Here is a 17,405-nt window from a genome sequence, read left to right as displayed (position 1 = left end):
ATTCAAACGTCAAATTATGCCGCGTCGCGTCGCTCGAGCACCTTGTCGATCAGACCGTACTCGACGGCTTCCTGCGCCGACAGGAAGTTGTCGCGATCCGTGTCGCGCTCGATGCGCTCGACCGGCTGCCCCGAATGCAGGGCCATGATCTCGTTGAGCTTGGCACGCAAGGACAGGATCTCCTTCGCATGAATCGCGATATCTGAGGCCTGGCCCTGGAAGCCGCCCATCGGCTGGTGAATCATCACGCGCGAATTCGGCAGCGCAAAGCGCTTGCCCTTGGCACCGGCGTTGAGCAGGAAGGCGCCCATCGAACAGGCTTGCCCCATGCACAGCGTCGACACGTCAGGCTTGATGAACTGCATCGTGTCATAAATCGACAGGCCGGCCGACACCGACCCACCTGGCGAATTGATGTAGAAATGGATGTCCTTGTCAGGATTCTCCGCTTCCAGAAAGAGGAGCTGAGCGACGACCAGATTGGCCGTCGCATCGTTGACGGGACCCACCAGGAAGATCACGCGCTCCTTGAGCAGGCGGGAATAAATGTCATACGCCCGCTCACCCCGGCCGCTCTGTTCGATGACCATGGGCACCATGCCCAGGGCTTGCGGATCGAAACTGCTGCTCCCGAAACGATCAAAACTCATGCCAACTCCTTATCCGGACAAATCTGAACTCAGCCCTGACGACCCATCAGGTCGTCGAAGGCGATCGCCTCATCGACCACCTTGGCAGCAGACAGCGCCCAGTTCACAACGTTCTCTTCGATAGCAACGCCTTCGATCTCCGACAGGCGCTGCGGATGCGCGTAGTACCAGCGCACGACTTCTTCCGGATGCTCGTAGCTCTGCGCCGCATCCTCGACGATCGCCTTGATCTGCTCGGGCTTCGGCTGCAGTTCCTTTTCCTTGACGATCTCGGAGAGGATGAGGCCGAGCGAGACGCGGCGCTTGGCCTGGTCGGCAAACCATTCCGGCTGCATCGGGAAGTCCTTCATCTTGGCGCCGCCGCGCTGGGCCATGTCCTCGCGCGCCTGCTGCATCAGCTGCTGGATTTCCATATCGACGAGCGCCTTCGGCACTTCGATCGGGTTGACCTGGAGCAGCGCGTCCATGACCTGGTCCTTGACCTTGTTCTGCAGGCGCTTGCTGACTTCGCGCTTGAGGTTGGTCTCGATTTCGGCGCGCATCGCGGCGACGTCACCGTTACCAATGCCGAGCGACTTGGCGAACTCGCCGTCGACTTCCGGCAGGATCGGCTCGCGCACTTCCTTGACGGTGATCTCGAAGCTCACCGTCTGGCCGGCGAGATCCTTGACGTAGTCGGCCGGGAAGGTCATTTCGAAGGTCTTCGATTCGCCCGCCTTGAGACCGGTCACGGCCGCCTCGAAGTCGGCCAGCATGGCGCCTTCGCCGATCACGAACGGATAGTCGGTCGCTTGACCGCCGGCGAACGGTTCGCCGCCCTTCTTGCCGAGGAAGTCGATGGTGACGCGGTCGCCCTTGGCGGCAACGCGATCGACCGGCTCATACTGCGTGCGCTGCTTGCGCAACACGGCGATGGTGTTGTCGAGTTCGGCATCGCCGACTTCCAGGGTCGAGCGCTTGATCTCGACGCTGCTGAGGTCGCCCAGCGTGATCTCGGGAAACACTTCGAAGATCGCCGTGAATTCCATGTGCGTCGTGCTCTCGCCGGTCTTCGGCTCGATGCGCGGCTGACCCGCCACGCGCAGCTTCTGGCTGCGCACCGCTTCGCCGAAGGCCTTCTCGAGGGCTTCGCCGATCGCTTCGCTCTGCGCTTCATGACCGTACTGCTGCTTGATGATCGCGGCCGGCACCTTGCCCGGACGGAAGCCCGGCATCTTCACGGTCTTCCCGATCTTGCGCAGGCGCGCTTCGACGTCCTTGTCGAGGTCGGCAATCACCACCGACAGGTCCAGGCGACGCTCTAGGGCGCTCGGCTGCTGGGCGGTTTCGGTGCTGGATTGAGTGGCGTTCGTGTCCATTAAAATTCCTTGAAGTCTTGAAATGCAGTACTGAAAAATTGTTTTATAAAAACAAACCTGACTGATCGCTCTATTCGTGGTGCAAGAGCGGGAAAATCTCCCGCGCGACTTGCAACGACGCCCCCACCCGAAAAAATCGACACCGTGGTGCCAACCCGCATCCCCCGGGCAAAACCATCGTCATCCCTACTATCGCAACCCCCTGTCGATGACGCCGCCTCAACGGCCCATGCGTTGCTTCCAACAAACCAGTGATTATATCAGATGAAGCTTCTCCGTTAATCGTTCGCCCGACACAGATCCCCCGCATTCCCGCCCGGCTGAGGCGACGCAGGCACAGCCCGTTACAATTGCTGCATTGACGCTTACTGTCACGACAGCTATATTGCTGCCACGACAGTAACCGCACAAACAGCAAACCATGACAGACACCCCGGACTTTTATCAGGCTGACGCCGTTCGACCCGGAAACAGCGTGGGCTACACGATCAATCGCCTGGCCCACGCGCTGGCGCTCGAACTCGACCGCCGCATGAGCGCGATCGGCCTCACCGACGCGCAGTGGAAGCCTCTGCTGCTGCTGCGCCAGGGCACCTGCATCACCGCTGCCGACATCGCCCGTCACGCCTGCCACGACACCGGTGCCGTGACGCGCGTGCTCGACCGGCTGGAAGCCAAGGGCCTGGTGCAACGGATTCGCTCCGAATCGGATCGCCGCGTCATCAAGCTCGAACTGACGCCGGAAGGCGAGAAGATTTCGGCCGAAGTGCCGGTCATCCTGAGCGAAGTCCTGAACCTGATGCTGACCGGCTTCTCCACCGAGGAATTCGCGCTGGTCAGCGCGTTGCTGAAGCGCATGCTCGGCAACATCCAATCCATCAGCAAGGAAAGCGCCGCGCCATGAGACCCACCGCCTATCGTCCGCCCGCCCTGGCTGTCCTGCTGGCTGCCCTGCTGGCCCTCGGCGGCTGCGCCAACTATGCCGGGATCGTGCCGGAAGTCCGCCAACTCGACGAGCTCGTCGCCAACGCCACGCGCGGCTTCGACGCCTGGCCCGAAGAAGGCTGGTGGCACCGCCTGAACGACCCGCAACTGGCCGCGCTGATCGACACGGCGCTGGCCGACAATCCCGGCCTGCAGGCCGCCTCGGCCCGCGTGCGGCGCGCCGAAGCGCTCGCCGGCAACGCCGAGAGCGCGCTCTGGCCGAGCCTCGGCGCCTCGACCTCGAACACGCGCGAACGCTTCAGCGAGCACGGCATGATCCCGCCGCCCTACGCCGGCACGACGCGCAGCATCAACGAACTGCAGCTGCTCGGCCAATGGGAAATCGATTTCTTCGGCAAGAACCGCGCGACGCTCCGCGCCGCGCTCGGTGAAGCCGCCGCGGCGGCGGCCGACCGGCAGGCGGCCCGCCACCTGCTCGCCGCCAACATTGCCCGCGGCTACCTCAACCTCGCTCGCCTGATCGCCCAGCGCGATCTCGCCGGCGAACGCCAGCGCCAGCGCAGCGAATTTGCTGAACTCGTCCAGCGCCGCTTCGCCGCCGGCATCGACACCGGCATCGCGCTTGAGGCGGCAACCGGCGCCATCCCGGAAAACGCCCGCGACATCGCCGCCTTCGAGGAACAGATCGGCAGCGCGCGGCACCTGCTCGCCGCCCTGGCGGGCAAGACGCCCGAGGCCATCGACAGTCTGGCCCCGACCTTGCCCGAGAACATCGCCATCGACCTCCCGGAAACGCTGCCGGCCGGTCTGCTGGCACACCGCGCCGACGTCACCGCCGCCCGCCGACGGGTCGAAGCGGCACTGAACACGACCGACGCGACCAAGGCGATGTTCTACCCGAACGTCAATCTGCGCGGCTTCACCGGCTTCTCTGCGATCGGTCTCGACCAGTGGCTGGACACCGCCAACCGCCAGTCGGGCATCGGCCTCGCGCTCAGTTTGCCGGTTTTCGACGCGGGCCGCCTGCGCAGCCTCTACCGCGTCTCGACGGCCAACCTCGACGAAGCGGTCGCCGCCTATAACGGCACGCTGCTCGAAGCCCTGCGCGATGTCGCCGACCAACTGACGACGCTGGCCGCGCTCGACCACCAGATCGCGCACCAACAGGCGACGCTGCAAAGCGCCGAGCGCAATTTCCGGCTCGCCGACCAGCGTTACCGCGCCGACATCGCCGACCGCCTGAGCGTACTCAACGCCGAAGCCGGCCTGATCAATCAGCGACGTGCCGCCATCGACCTGCAGGCGCGCCGGCTCGACACCCGCATCCGCCTGATCCACGCACTCGGCGGCGGATTTTCCGACGCCCCCGCCGCCGCCCTTGCCCGCCAGTAACGCTGACGAGCCGATCACTACAGAGAATCGCCATGAGCAACGACAACACGCCCACCTCCGCCCCCACGCTCGCCCCTTCGTCCGCCGACATCAAGCGCAAGCGCCAGTTGCTTCTGCTGGCGACCGGCTGCTGCGTCGCCATCGCCGCCTATAGCGCCTACTGGCTGCTGGTGGCGCGCTACCAGGTCGATACCGACAACGCCTATGTGCAGGGCAACATCGTCCAGATCACGCCCCAGATCGGCGGCACCGTCATCGCCGTCGAAGCCGATGACACCGACATGGTGAAGGCCGGCCAGCGCCTGATCCGCCTCGACCCCGCCGATGCGCGCATCGCGCTCGACCAGGCTGAGGCGCAATTGGCCGAGACGGTACGCGAAGTGCGCAGCCTGTTCACCGCCAACGCCGCGCTCGCCGCCGGCGTCGACAGCCGCAAATCCGACCTCGCCCGCACGCAGACCGAGCTCGCCCGCCTGTCCGACGACCTGGCCCGGCGCAAGCCGCTGGTCGACGGCGGCGCGGTATCGCGCGAGGAAGTGCTGCACCTGCAGACGGCCGTCGACAACGCCAAGTCGGCCGAAAGCGCCGCCGCCGCCAATCTCGCCGAAGCACGCGAGCAACTGGCGAAGAACCAGAGCCTGACCGAGAACACCACGCCGGAAACGCATCCGCGCGTGCTCGCCGCTGCCGCCAAGGTGCGCGACGCCTGGCTCGCCAACCAGCGCCTCGGCATCGTCGCACCGATCGCCGGCATGGTCGCCAAGCGCAGCGTCCAGGTCGGACAGCGCGTCGCCGGCGGCACGCCGCTGATGGCCGTGGTGCCGCTCAACCAACTGTGGGTCGATGCGAACTTCAAGGAGTCGCAACTCGAAGACCTGCGCATCGGCCAGCCGGTCGAACTGACCGCCGACAGCTACGGCCAAAGCCTCAAGTATCGCGGCACCGTCGCCGGTCTCGCCGCCGGTACCGGCGCGGCCTTCTCGCTGCTGCCCGCCCAGAACGCCACCGGCAACTGGATCAAGATCGTCCAGCGCGTGCCGGTCCGCATCCAGCTCGACCCGGCGCAACTGGCCGAGCATCCGCTGCGCGTCGGGCTGTCGATGAATGTCACCGTGGACGTCCATGACAAGAGCGGCCATTCCGTCGCCGAAGCCGGCAAGACGGCGCCGGCCGCCACCACCCAGGTCTTCGACGATCTCGACAAGGCGGCCGACGCCCGCGTCAACAAGATCGTTTCCGAGCACCTCGGCCACGCGGTCAAGCTGCAGCGGGCCGGCTGAGATGCGCACTGACGACAGCACAGGAATCCCGTCGTGAGCGAACGTCCAACCCCTTCTGCGCCGCCCGCCCAGCCGCAACCGCTGAGCGGCGGACAGCTCATTCTCGGCACGGTGGCGCTGTCGCTGGCCACCTTCATGAACGTGCTCGACTCGTCGATCGCCAACGTCTCGATCCCGGCCATCGCCGGCGATTTCGGCGTCAGCCCCAACCAGGGCACCTGGGTGATCACCAGTTTCGCGGTTTCGAACGCCATCGCCGTGCCGCTGACCGGCTGGCTGACACAGCGCTTCGGCATGGTGCGGCTGTTCACGCTGAGCACCGCCCTGTTCGTCCTCGCCTCCTTCCTCTGCGGCCTGGCGCCGAGCCTCGGCCTGCTGATCTTCTTCCGCATCCTGCAGGGCCTCGTCGCCGGACCGATGATCCCGCTGTCGCAGGCCCTGCTGCTGCAGAGCTATCCGCGCACCAAGGCCGGCATCGCCCTCGCCCTGTGGTCGATGACGACGCTGGTGGCCCCGGTGATGGGACCGCTGCTCGGCGGCTGGATCACCGACAACATGAGCTGGCCGTGGATCTTCTACATCAACATCCCGGTCGGACTCGTGTCGACGGCGCTCACCTGGAGCATCTACCGCTCGCGCGAAACGCCGACGCGCAAGCTGCCGATCGACAGCGTCGGCCTCGCCGCGCTCGTCGTCTGGGTTGGCGCGCTGCAGATCATGCTCGACAAGGGCAAGGACCTCGACTGGTTCGCCTCGACCGAGATCACCGTGCTCGCCCTGATCGCGCTGGTCGGCTTCCTCTTCTTCCTGATCTGGGAACTCAACGAGGCGCACCCCGTCGTCGACCTGCACCTCTTCGCCCGGCGCAACTTCTGGGTCGGCACGCTGGCGCTCTCGCTCGGCTACGGCGCCTTCTTCGGCAACGTCGTCCTGCTGCCGCTGTGGCTGCAGCAACACATGGGCTACACCGCCACCTGGGCCGGCTTCATCATGGCGCCGGTCGGCCTGCTCGCCATCCTGATCACGCCGATCGTCGGCAAGACCATCCAGCACAACGACCCGCGCCGCTACGCGACGGTCGCCTTCGTCACCTTCGCGCTCGTCCTCTGGCTGCGCTCGCGCTTCAACACCAGCGTCGATGTCGAAACGCTGCTCATCCCGACGGTGGTCCAGGGCATCGCCATGGCCTTCTTCTTCATCCCGCTGGTGACGCTGACGCTCTCCGGTCTCGCCCCGCAGATGATCCCGGCGGCCTCGGGCCTGTCCAACTTCGCCCGCATCACCGCCGGCGCCTTCGGCACCTCGATCGCGACGACGCTGTGGGAACACCACGCCACCGAACACCACGCGCAACTCGTCGAATCGATCACCCGATCGAGTTTCCCGACGCAGCAGGCGATCAACGGGCTCGGCGCACTCGGCATGAGCCCGGAGCAAAGTCTCGGTTATATCAACCGCATGGTCGATCAACAGGCCTTCATGCTCAGCGCCAACGAGGTCTTCGCGGCCTCCGCCGTGCTGTTCCTACTGCTGATCCCGATCGTCTGGTGGGCGCGACCGGTACATGGCGCCGCGGCCGACGCCGGCGGCGCGCACTGAACGGCGGATTCGACGCCGATCCATAAAAAAACCGGCTGATCCGATTTCAGCCGGTTTTTTTGAAGCTAATGCTGCCTGGTGCGAAAGGGGGGACTCGAACCCCCACGGATTGCTCCGCTGGAACCTAAATCCAGTGCGTCTACCAATTTCGCCACTCTCGCGTCCGGCCGCGCATTCTACCCGAGAACCCTCTATACTGTCAGCCCGCCGCGACCGCAGCGCGCGGCTTTGCCGCCAGCCGTCCCGGCCATCACGCACGCCGGTTTCACCATGCCCGTCGACCACTACGAAAATTTCCCGGTTGCTTCGCTGCTCCTGCCCAAGACGCTCCGCCAGCCGATCGAAGCGATCTATCGCTTCGCCCGCAGTGCCGACGACATCGCCGACGAAGGCGATGCCGACGCCGATACCCGCCTGCAGGCGCTGGCCGTCTACCAGGCGGAACTCGACGCAATCGAGCGCGGCACCCCCGGCGATTCACCGATCTTCCGCGATCTCGCCGGCGTCATCGCCGCCTGGAAGCTGCCACTGACCCCCTTCCGCGACCTGCTCGATGCCTTCGCCCAGGACGTCGTCAAGAAACGCTACGCCGACTATCCCGAACTGCTCGACTACTGCCGCCGCTCGGCCAACCCGGTCGGCCGCCTGCTGCTGTATCTCGTCGACCGCGCCGATGCCGACAACCTGCACCGCTCCGACTGCATCTGCACGGCGCTGCAGCTCGCCAACTTCTGGCAGGACATCGCCATCGACTGGGACAAGCAGCGCATCTATCTCCCGCAAGACGACCTCGCCCGTTTCGGCATCGACGAAGCCCAGATCGACGCTGCTCGCTGGACGCCGCACTGGGCCGAGCTCATCGACTTGGAACTCGCCCGTACCCGTGCCCTGATGCTCGAAGGCCTGCCGCTGGTGCGCCAACTCCCTGGCCGCATGGGCTGGGAAATTCGCCTGACGGCACAGGGCGGACTGCGCATCCTCGAACGCATCGGCCAGACGCGCGGCGACGTCTTCCGCCACCGCCCGAAACTCGGGGCCTGGGACTGGGCGCTCATGGCCCTGCGCAGCCTCGCCCTCTGAGGCGCCGCCCCGTGAAGCAAGGAATGACCATGACGCCCGACGATTACTGCCAGCAAAAAGCCGCCGCCAGCGGCTCCAGTTTCTACGCCAGCTTCCGCTTCCTGACGCCCGAGCGGCGACGCGCGATCACGGCGCTCTACGCCTTCTGCCGCGAAGTGGACGATGTCGTTGATGAAACGCCCGACGCGGCACTCGCCGCCGCCCAACTCGCCGACTGGCGCGACGAGCTCGACCGCCTCTACGCCGGCCAGCCGCAACACCCGGTGACACAGGCGCTGCAAGCGGTCCTGCCGCATTTTTCGCTGCCGCAGGAACTGCTGCTCGAAATCATCGACGGCATGGAAATGGATCTGCAGCAGACGCGCTACCCCGATTTCAAGTCGCTCTCGCTCTACTGCTACCGCGTCGCCAGTGTCGTCGGCCTGCTCGCCGCCGAAATCTTCGGCTACGAAAACCGTCGCACGCTGCGCTACGCCCATGACCTTGGCATCGCACTGCAACTGACCAACATCATCCGCGACGTCGGCGAGGACGCGCGCCGCGGCCGCATCTACCTGCCGCAGGACGAACTCGAGCGCTTCGGCGTGAGCGAGGCCGACCTCCTCGACGGGCGGCGCAGCGAGGCCTTCCGCCAGCTGATCACCTTCCAGATCGAGCGCGCCGAATCCTATTACGCGGAGGCGCTGCGCCAGCTGCCCGAGGAGGACCGCCAGGCGCAACGCCCGGGCCTCATCATGGCGGAAATCTATCGGGCCACGCTCGACGAAATCAAGCGCGATGGCGAACGCGTGCTGAGCGAGCGCACCTCGCTGTCACCGCTGCGCAAACTCTGGATCGCCTGGCGCACATGGCGCAGCCGCTGACTCCGCCCCCCTCCACGACGACCGGCACCGCGCGCATCGCCGTCGTCGGCGGCGGCTGGGCCGGTCTTGCCGCCGCCATCGAACTCGCCACCGCCGGCGCTGGCGTGACGCTGTTCGAATCGGCGCGTCAGCTCGGCGGCCGCGCTCGCCGGGTCGTCATCAACGACCTGCCGCTCGACAACGGTCAGCATATCCTGCTCGGCGCCTACCGCGAGACGCTGCGCCTGATGCGCACCGTCGGCGCCGCGCCCGAAACCTGCCTGCGCCGATTGCCGCTGTCGCTGACACAGCCACGCGACGGTTTCCGGCTGCGCCTGCCGCGCCTGCCGGCACCCTGGCACCTCGCTCTGGGCCTCGCCGGCGCGCGCGGCTGCGGCCTGGGCGAGAAGCTCGCCGCCGTGCGTTTCATGCGTGTGCTGGAGGCCCGCGCCTACCGCCTCGATCAGGACATCAGCGTTGCTGAACTGCTCGACCGACACGGCCAGCGCGGCGTCCTGCGCCGGCTGATGTGGGAACCGTTGTGCCTGGCCGCGCTCAACACGGCGCCGGAGATCGCCTCGGCGCAGGTCTTTGCCAATGTCCTGCGCGACAGTCTCGGCGGCAGCGCCGAGGCGACCGACTTGCTGCTGCCGACGACCGACCTCGGCCAGGTGTTTCCCGACGCCGCCGCCCGCTGCCTCAACGCCCGAGGCGCCGAGATCCGCCTCGGCACACGCGTGCGCGCGATCGAGCCGCCGCTGGCCATCGACGGCGAGCCGTTCGCGCACATCGTGATCGCCACGGCGCCGCGCCATGCCGCGCAACTGCTCGCCGGACAGGCGGAAACGGCGGCGACCGCCGCCATGCTTTCGGCGTATGCGCACGAACCGATCGGCTGCGCCTACCTCGGCTATCCCGACGACATCACGCTGCCCGAGCCGATGCTCGGCCTCGAAAGCAGCAGACACGAGCGCCTCGGCCAGTGGGCCTTCGACCGCGGCACGCTCGGCGGCCCGCGCGGACTCGTCAGTTTCGTCCTCAGCGCCGAAGGGGCGTGGGACCGCCTCGATGACGATGAACTCTGCCGAGCACTGCACGGCGAACTCGAAGCGGCCCTTGGACACGATCTGCCGTCGCCGCGCTGGCATCGCGTGTTGCGCGAACGCCGCGCCACTTTCTCGTGCCGCCCGGGCCTGCCACGACCGACGCCGCAGACGGCGCTGCCCGGCCTGTGGCTCGCCGGCGACTACGTCTATGCCGATTACCCCGGCACGCTCGAAGGCGCGGTGCGCAGCGGCATCGCTGCCGCGCGCGGTATCCTGGCATCCGGCTGATCCTATTTCGGCAGGGCTCGCGAGCCACACGATCCCTATCGAAACAGGCTACAGGACCCCAACCCGGCGCACTGCCTCAAACGAGCGGCGTTTCCGTCCCGCCCGGATCGGTGAAGATGAACTGGTCGCCCTGCAGCGACACCGTCCCGGCCGGCAGACTGCGGCGTAGACGCAACTGCTTCTTGCCGAAACCGAGATCGACCGCGCCGGCCACTTCGACGCCGATCTGAACCTGCGCGTCGGCAATCTGCGCGAGTTGTTTCTCGAGCGCCTCGCGCTCCGGCAACAGCTTACCCCAGGCCTGGATCACCGACTGGCGCGAGGCATTGACCCGTTCGAGCATGCCGCTCTTGTCGCCCTGCTTGACGAGGTGTTTGGCCAGCTTGTCGAGTTTGTCTTCCTCTTCCTTGCGCGTCTCGATCGACTGAAGCAGCGCCTTGTACTCCGCATCGAGCACCGGATTGACGCCGAGCACGAGCTGCGTCACGCCACCGGTCGCGGCGCCGAGTACCGGCGCCTGGATCAACAGCATCGCCCGCGCCGATCCGCCGGACAGCTTGCCGCGCGGATTCTTGACACCGACGAGGATCTGGTTGTTGGCCTGCAGATCGGCCTGCAACGCCGAATCCTCGACCGCCAGCGTCGTGCCGGCATAGATCTCGGCGCTCTCGACAAAGCGTACCGTCACGGCACCGCCGGCCCGGATGTTGGCCTTGGCAATGGCGCCGCCGCCGATGCTAATGTCGCCGCCGGCATTGAGCATGGCGCCGTCGACGACCGATGCGACAATGATGTCGCCGGTCGCGTTAACCTTCATCCCCGGCAGCACTTCGCCCTCGACGACGACCGTGCCGTCGAAGCCGATGTTGCCGGTCGCCATGTTGACGTTGCGCACACGCAGCACGTTCTCGACGCTGACGCCTTTTTCACCGCAGACCGGCTGGCCGCTGTAGGTGGCGCGCAGAAGATCGGGATCGGCGGGATCGACATAAGCGCCTTCGAGATGATCGGCGAAAGCGACGCTGGCACCGTCGCGCGCCAGAATGGCGCCGCCGCGCACGTTGCAACCCGGCTTGCCGCGCGTCGGCGGACGCCGTCGCATCAGCGGCTGGTCGGCCGTCACGGTTGGAATATCGCCGAGGTCGCGAAAATCGATCAGTCCCTTGTCATTGACCTGCGGCGAACGATTGCGCGCATCGCTGACCAGAAGCTCGAAACTGCCGTCCTCGCCGTCGATGGCGGGGACCGCCCTGGCCACCTCGAAGCGTCCGGCGAGGTTGGCCGCACATGCCGCGGTTATCGCCGGCGCGTCGATGCCGAAGGTGACGCCGGCCGCCCCGAGAGCGATAAAGACTTCGTCCGAATCGATGCGCTTGCCACCACAGGCCGGCTCGATCTTCAACCAGACATGCGTGGCATCGGGCGCGACCTCAAGCGTGAAGCTCCCATCGCGCCGCTCTCCGATCGCCAGATCACGGCATTCGCGCCCTTGCTGGCAAGCGAGCAACAGCGACACCAGCGCCGCATCCAAGAGAAACCAATCGGCATAGCCCGCGCCAAGGATCAACGCCCGCAAGGCATCCGCATCCAGCGCCGGCCGCTCCGCCACCGGCACTACGCTCGCGATGAGACGCGAACCATCTTCCGACAAGGTCAAGCCGGGATACCCCGCCATACGCCCTCCGAAACGTCCACCGCGCTACCGATCGACAGGCGGCCTGTCACCTCATTCTAACCGGCCCATCGGAAGGTCGCCACCTCTATTACCAAAGTCATACTCACGCAAGCTCGGCAATGCTACCGCCATGCATGCGCAGCCGCCGTTCGCAACGCGCGGCTATTTCTTCGTCATGAGTCACGAGAATCAGCGTCGTCTGCCGTTCGGCATTGATTTCAAACATCAGTTCAATGATCTGGTGTCCCGTCGCCGCATCGAGATTGCCGGTCGGTTCGTCGGCGAGGATCAGCAGCGGCTGCGGCGCGAAGGCACGGGCCAGTGCCACCCGCTGCTGCTCGCCGCCGGAAAGGTGTTTCGGATAATGATTCAGGCGATGCGACAGCCCGACGCGTTCGAGCCACGCCAGGGCCGTCGACCGCGCCGCCACGACGCCGGCCAGTTCCAGCGGCAGCATGACGTTTTCAAGCGCCGTCAGCGACGGCAGCAACTGGAACGACTGGAAGACGAAACCAAGCACCCGCCCGCGCAACACGGCGCGCGCGTCTTCGTCGAGGCGCGCCAGATCCTGTCCCGCCAGCACGATGCGGCCGGCGCTCGGCAGATCGAGCCCGGCCAGCAAGCCGAGCAGCGTCGACTTGCCCGAGCCCGACGCACCGACGATCGCCACGCTCTCGCCGGTGCCCACAGCGAAAGAATTCTCGTGCAGAATGACCAGCGCTTCGCCGCCGTTATCGACGTGCTTGCTCACGCCGAAGACTTCAATCACCGGATTCCCGATCACCCTGCCCTCCGTTTTGTCCATGCTCAGACCGTCCTCGCTCCGTCTGCTCCGCTGCCTTCTCGTCCTGTTCATCCTCGGCCAGCCCCTGGCCGCCTGGGCCGCACGCACCATCCTCGTCTTCGGCGACTCGCTCTCGGCGGGGTACGGCATCCGCCAGGAAGCCGCCTGGCCATCGCTGCTTGCCAAGCGCCTGCAGGAAAAGCACCCCGATTATACCGTCGTCAACGCCAGCATCTCGGGCGAGACTTCCAGCGGCGGCCGCTCGCGCCTGCCGGCCGCACTCGAACGTCATGGACCGGCGATCGTCATCATCGCGCTCGGCAGCAACGACGGCCTGCGCGGACTGCCTCTCGCGACCTTGCGCGACAACCTGCTGGCGATGATCGATGCGGCGCAGAAAGCCAAAGCCCGCGTGCTGCTCGTCGGTCAGCGCCTGCCGCCCAATTACGGCCGCTATGCCGACGAGTTCGCGCAGACCTTCACCGACATCGCCAAACAGCGCCGCCTTGCCGCCGTCGATTTCCTGCTCGAAGGGATCGCCACGCGCCGTGAGCTGTTCCAGGCCGACGCGCTGCACCCGACCGCCGAAGCCCAGCCGATCCTGATGGAAAGCGTCTGGAAGCGGCTCGAACCCCTGTTAAAATAGAGCGATGAAAAACGGCATTGCCGGCATCGACGAACGCGATGCCTTCGACGACATCATCGACGTGCGCACCCCGGCGGAATTCGCCGAGGACCATATTCCCGGCGCGATCAACTACCCCGTGCTCGACAACGATCAACGCATCGAGATCGGCACGATGTACAAGCAACTGTCGCCCTTCGAAGCCAAGAAGCTCGGCGCCGCCTACATCGCGGAGAGTATTGCCCGCCACCTGCGCGAAAGCTTCCTGACGCGGCCACGCCAGTGGCGCCCGCTGATCATGTGTTGGCGCGGCGGCGAACGCAGCGGCGCGATGACGCACGTGCTGCGCCGCGTCGGCTGGAACGCGGCCCAACTCGACGGCGGTTACAAGGCCTACCGCCGGCACGTCATCGATCAGCTCGAGACGCTGCCGGCACAGTTCGGCTTCACCGTCATCGGCGGCGCCACCGGCAATGCCAAGAGCCGCCTGCTCCAGGCGCTGGCGCGGCAAGGCCAGCAGGTGCTCGATCTCGAGGCGCTGGCCTGCCACAAGGGCTCGGTCCTCGGCGTGCTGCCCGACACCCCGCAACCTTCGCAAAAACGGTTCGAGACGCTGTTGCTGGCGACGCTGGCACCCTTCGATCCGGCCCGCCCCGTCTATGTCGAAGCCGAGAGCCGCAAGATCGGCCAGGTCTTCCTGCCGACGCCCCTGCTCGAACGCATCCGGGCAAGCGCCTGCGTCCGCATCGACGCGCCCTTCGACGCCCGCGTCGAATTCCTGCTGCGGGACTACGACTATTTCGTCGCCGACCCGGCCGCCCTCGACGCGCGTCTCGACGCCCTGCGCGATCTGCACAGCCGCGAAACGCTGGCGCAGTGGAAAGCCTACGCGCACGCCGGGCACTGGCGCACGCTCGTCGCCGAACTGCTGCAACGCCACTACGACCCGCTCTACCAGCGCTCGCAGGAGCGCAACTTCTCCGGATTCGGCACGCCGAAAACCTATACCCCCGCCGATCTCGACGCCGCCAGCATCGACGCGCTGGCTGCCCATATCATCGACGACGCCGACGTGCTCCCGCCGGCCGCTTAAGACGCCGGCAGGCAGCGCACTGCAAGACAGCCGCAGGCTTCTGTGCTACTTTGCCCGAACACTGGCAGTGGCATCCTCCCGCAGTCCCCGTCCGCAGCATTCTCTTGTCATCTTCGTCGTTTGCAGGAGTCCGGAGCGCAATGCAGGATCGACATCCTCTCACCCGCCTGTTCGCAGCGAACTCGGTGGCCGTCGTCGGCGCCTCCGAGCGTGAGCACGCGATCGGCATGGTCGTCTTCCGCAATCTCCAGAACGCCGGTTACGCCGGGCGCCTGTATCCGGTCAATCCACGCCATGACGCCATTTTCGGCGTTCCCGCCTACAAGACGCTCGGCGAAATCGGTGCGCCGATCGATGTAGCCGTCATTTGCACGGCAGCGGCGACGATCCCAGACATCCTCAAGCAGTGCGGCAAATGCGGCATCGCCGGCGTCATCCTCGTCACGCCCTATGCCGGACTGGCCGAAACCGGAACGCGGCTCGAACGACGCACCCTGAAAATCGCCCGCGGACTCGGCATCCGCGTCCTCGGCCCGGACAACGCCGGCATCCTGCGACCCGACATCGGCCTGCACGCGGCGACCGCCGGCCCGGCCGTCAAAGCCGGCCGCCTCGCCCTCGTCACCTCGTCGCCGGCCCTGTGCAGCGCCATGCTTGACCACGCCGCCAAGGCCGAAACCGGATTTTCCAGCGTCATCGTGACCGGCGCGGCCAAGGACATCGCGACGCCCGAAATACTCGACTATCTCGCCAGCGATCCGCTGACGCTCGGCATCCTGCTGCATCTCGACCGCATCGACGACGCGCGCGCCTTCATGAGCGCCCTGCGCGCGACGACGCGAACCAAGCCGGTCGTCGCCTTGCGAACGACCGACGCGAACGCCCCGATCGATGACGCCGTCCTCGAGGCCGCACTGCGGCGCGCCGGCGCGGTGCGCGTACGCAGCCTCGGCGAATGGCTCGACGCCGCGACGATCCTCGTACGCGGGCGCCTGACAGGCGGAACGCAACTGGCCATCGTCGCCGACGACCCGGCCAGCGGAGCGCTGGCAAGCACCCGTGCCGCCGAACGCGGCCTCGCGCTGGCGTCCTTCGCGACGAGCACGCGCAAGGCGCTCGCCGCCGCGCAAGGTGCCGGGCGAACGCTCGAGGGCGCGATTCAACTATCGCGCGACGACACGCCCTACGCCCTGCGCAAAACCGTCGAGGCGCTGCTCGCCGACGATGCCGTCGACGTCATCCTGAGCGTCCTCGCCGCGCAAGCCCCGACCCCGCCGCACAAGCTGAGCCGCGTCCTGACCGATGCCGCGGCCAAGACCGACAAGCCGATGCTGGCCGGCTGGACCGGCAGTTCGGCCGGTGTCGCCGGACGACAACTGCTGCGGCGCCACGGCATCCCCGCCTTCGAGACGCCGGAAGCCGCCATCGACGCGTTTGCGCTGCTTGCCGAAGACTTCCGGCAACAGGCACGCTTGCGCCGGATTCCAACGCCGACCGGCCTGCCGCCATGGCGCGAGGCCGACGGCGCCCGGCTGCTGATCGACGCCGCGCGGCAGCAAGGCCGCACCCGCCTGAGCTGCGGCGAGCGCCATGCCGTGCTGCGTAGCGTCGGCATCGACACGCCGGTGGTCACACGGACGCAGACACCGAACGAGGCGATCGCCGCCGCCCTGCAGGCCGGGTTCCCGGTCATCCTGCGCGCCGACGCCGCCCCGTCCTCGCCGGCGGCCACGATGACACGCCGTGCCGACTCGGTCGGCGCCGTGCGAGCAGCCTTCGACGCGCTGCTTGCCGCAACACGCGCGACGACGCCGGAAGGCACGATCGACGGACTCTGGGTCGAAGCCGATCCCGACCGACCGCAGGCCATCATGTTGCAGCTCAGCGTCCGTCAGGACGCGCATTTCGGCCCGACGCTGCGGCTCGGACGCGCCGATCCGTGGGCGCCCCAGGCGCTGGCGCTGCTCCCGCTCGACCGGCTGCAGGCACAGGACCTGATCGCATCGGCGCATCTTCCGGCACTCACCATCGGCGCCGCGCTGGCGCTCGAAGCGGTGCTGCTCGGCGTCTCGCTGCTCTGCAGCCAGAACGCGTCGCTCGATGCGCTCGACATCGGACGCCTGCGCATCGATGCGCTCGGCGCCCTCGCCGCCGAGATCGACATCACGCTCGCCGCCGAGACGCGGCAGGCGCCGCATCCCCGCCCCGCCATCGCGCCGTACCCGCTGCACTGGGTGCGCGACTGGGTGCTGCCTGACGGGGAACGCATCACCCTGCGTCCGATCGCCCCGGAAGACGCCGACATCGAGCAGGAATTCGTCCGCCACCTCTCGGACGAGAGCAAGTATTACCGCTTCATGGACGCGCTGCGTGAACTGACGCCGGCGACCCTCATCCGCTTCACGCAAATCGACTATGCCAGGGAAATGGCGCTGCTGGCGACGATCGCCGAGGGGAAGACGGAACGCGTGATCGGTGTCGCCCGTTACGTCGTCTGCGCCGATGGCGAAACGGCGGAGTTCGCCCTGGTCGTCGCCGACGCGTGGCAGAAACGCGGTATCGGCCGCCAGTTGATGGCGGCACTGATCGAAGAAGCGCAGGAAAAGGGGATCCGCCGCATGGTCGGCGACGTGCTGGCAATGAACGCAAAGATGCTGCGCCTGGCCGGGGCGCTCGGCTTCAGCAGCCACCCCGACCCGGAAGACTCGACGATCCAGCGCATCAGCCGTGCGCTGGACGTCTAAGTAC

Annotated in this window: 14 protein-coding genes and 1 tRNA gene; 10 read left to right on the top strand and 5 right to left on the bottom strand. The window is 66.8% G+C overall.

Annotated features, from left to right (window positions below):
* Positions 1–14: 14 nt before the first annotated feature.
* On the bottom strand, positions 15–650 hold the full coding sequence (gene clpP, locus BLR25_RS08445; RefSeq protein WP_091936502.1) for an ATP-dependent Clp endopeptidase proteolytic subunit ClpP: 636 nt from the start codon (positions 648–650) through the stop codon (positions 15–17).
* 29 nt (positions 651–679) lie between these two features.
* Positions 680–2,008 carry a trigger factor gene (gene tig, locus BLR25_RS08440; protein WP_091936499.1) on the bottom strand — a complete coding sequence of 443 codons (1,329 nt, stop codon included), beginning with the start codon at positions 2,006–2,008 and terminating at the stop codon, positions 680–682.
* Between the two features lie 475 nt (positions 2,009–2,483).
* On the opposite strand from tig, the gene BLR25_RS08435 reads away from it, so the two are divergent.
* Genes BLR25_RS08435 through BLR25_RS08420 form a run of 4 tightly spaced genes read left to right on the top strand, consistent with a single transcriptional unit; the run spans position 2,484 to position 7,224 of the window.
* Entirely contained in the window at positions 2,484–2,912 is a 429-nt protein-coding gene (locus BLR25_RS08435; RefSeq protein ID WP_176785806.1) for a MarR family winged helix-turn-helix transcriptional regulator, read from the top strand.
* Complete coding sequence (locus BLR25_RS08430) at positions 2,909–4,345, top strand: efflux transporter outer membrane subunit (RefSeq protein WP_091936495.1); 1,437 nt, start codon at positions 2,909–2,911, stop codon at positions 4,343–4,345. The genes BLR25_RS08435 and BLR25_RS08430 overlap by 4 nt, the downstream gene beginning before the upstream one ends.
* 32 nt (positions 4,346–4,377) lie before the next feature.
* On the top strand, positions 4,378–5,625 hold the full coding sequence (locus BLR25_RS08425) for an HlyD/EmrA/EmrK family protein (RefSeq protein WP_091936493.1): 1,248 nt from the start codon (positions 4,378–4,380) through the stop codon (positions 5,623–5,625).
* Between the two features lie 33 nt (positions 5,626–5,658).
* Positions 5,659–7,224, top strand: a complete 1,566-nt coding sequence (locus tag BLR25_RS08420) for a DHA2 family efflux MFS transporter permease subunit (protein WP_091936491.1) — start codon at positions 5,659–5,661, stop codon at positions 7,222–7,224.
* A gap of 76 nt (positions 7,225–7,300) precedes the next feature.
* Here BLR25_RS08420 and BLR25_RS08415 read toward each other — a convergent pair.
* Positions 7,301–7,385, bottom strand: a tRNA-Leu gene (locus BLR25_RS08415).
* Positions 7,386–7,494: 109 nt separating this feature from the next.
* Between BLR25_RS08415 and hpnC the strand changes: the two genes are divergently transcribed.
* Genes hpnC through hpnE form a run of 3 tightly spaced genes read left to right on the top strand, consistent with a single transcriptional unit; the run spans position 7,495 to position 10,480 of the window.
* The gene (gene hpnC / locus BLR25_RS08410; protein WP_091936489.1) at positions 7,495–8,304 is read left to right on the top strand and encodes a squalene synthase HpnC; all 810 of its coding nucleotides are present in this window, start codon (positions 7,495–7,497) and stop codon (positions 8,302–8,304) included.
* Positions 8,305–8,333: 29 nt separating this feature from the next.
* Entirely contained in the window at positions 8,334–9,167 is an 834-nt protein-coding gene (gene hpnD, locus BLR25_RS08405; protein ID WP_091936488.1) for a presqualene diphosphate synthase HpnD, read from the top strand.
* Positions 9,152–10,480, top strand: coding sequence for a hydroxysqualene dehydroxylase HpnE (gene hpnE / locus BLR25_RS08400; RefSeq protein WP_091936486.1), 1,329 nt, complete (start codon positions 9,152–9,154; stop codon positions 10,478–10,480). The genes hpnD and hpnE overlap by 16 nt, the downstream gene beginning before the upstream one ends.
* A gap of 76 nt (positions 10,481–10,556) precedes the next feature.
* On the opposite strand, the gene BLR25_RS08395 is transcribed toward hpnE, so the two are convergent.
* Complete coding sequence (locus BLR25_RS08395) at positions 10,557–12,155, bottom strand: flagellar assembly protein A (protein ID WP_091936484.1); 1,599 nt, start codon at positions 12,153–12,155, stop codon at positions 10,557–10,559.
* A gap of 103 nt (positions 12,156–12,258) precedes the next feature.
* Complete coding sequence (locus BLR25_RS08390; RefSeq protein ID WP_091936483.1) at positions 12,259–12,960, bottom strand: ABC transporter ATP-binding protein; 702 nt, start codon at positions 12,958–12,960, stop codon at positions 12,259–12,261.
* Here BLR25_RS08390 and BLR25_RS08385 point away from each other — a divergent pair.
* The 3 genes from BLR25_RS08385 (at position 12,959) to BLR25_RS08375 (ending at position 17,401) form a co-directional block, all read left to right on the top strand.
* Positions 12,959–13,585 carry an arylesterase gene (locus BLR25_RS08385; protein ID WP_091936481.1) on the top strand — a complete coding sequence of 209 codons (627 nt, stop codon included), beginning with the start codon at positions 12,959–12,961 and terminating at the stop codon, positions 13,583–13,585. The genes BLR25_RS08390 and BLR25_RS08385 overlap by 2 nt on opposite strands.
* Before the next feature lie 4 nt (positions 13,586–13,589).
* The gene (gene mnmH / locus BLR25_RS08380) at positions 13,590–14,657 is read left to right on the top strand and encodes a tRNA 2-selenouridine(34) synthase MnmH (protein ID WP_091936479.1); all 1,068 of its coding nucleotides are present in this window, start codon (positions 13,590–13,592) and stop codon (positions 14,655–14,657) included.
* Positions 14,658–14,797: 140 nt separating this feature from the next.
* The gene (locus BLR25_RS08375; protein WP_091936477.1) at positions 14,798–17,401 is read left to right on the top strand and encodes a bifunctional acetate--CoA ligase family protein/GNAT family N-acetyltransferase; all 2,604 of its coding nucleotides are present in this window, start codon (positions 14,798–14,800) and stop codon (positions 17,399–17,401) included.
* Positions 17,402–17,405: the final 4 nt, after the last annotated feature.

Origin of the sequence: Propionivibrio dicarboxylicus (assembly GCF_900099695.1) — a bacterium.
Taxonomy (GTDB): Bacteria; Pseudomonadota; Gammaproteobacteria; order Burkholderiales; family Rhodocyclaceae; genus Propionivibrio; species Propionivibrio dicarboxylicus.
This window is presented reverse-complemented; position numbering and strand designations above follow the sequence as displayed.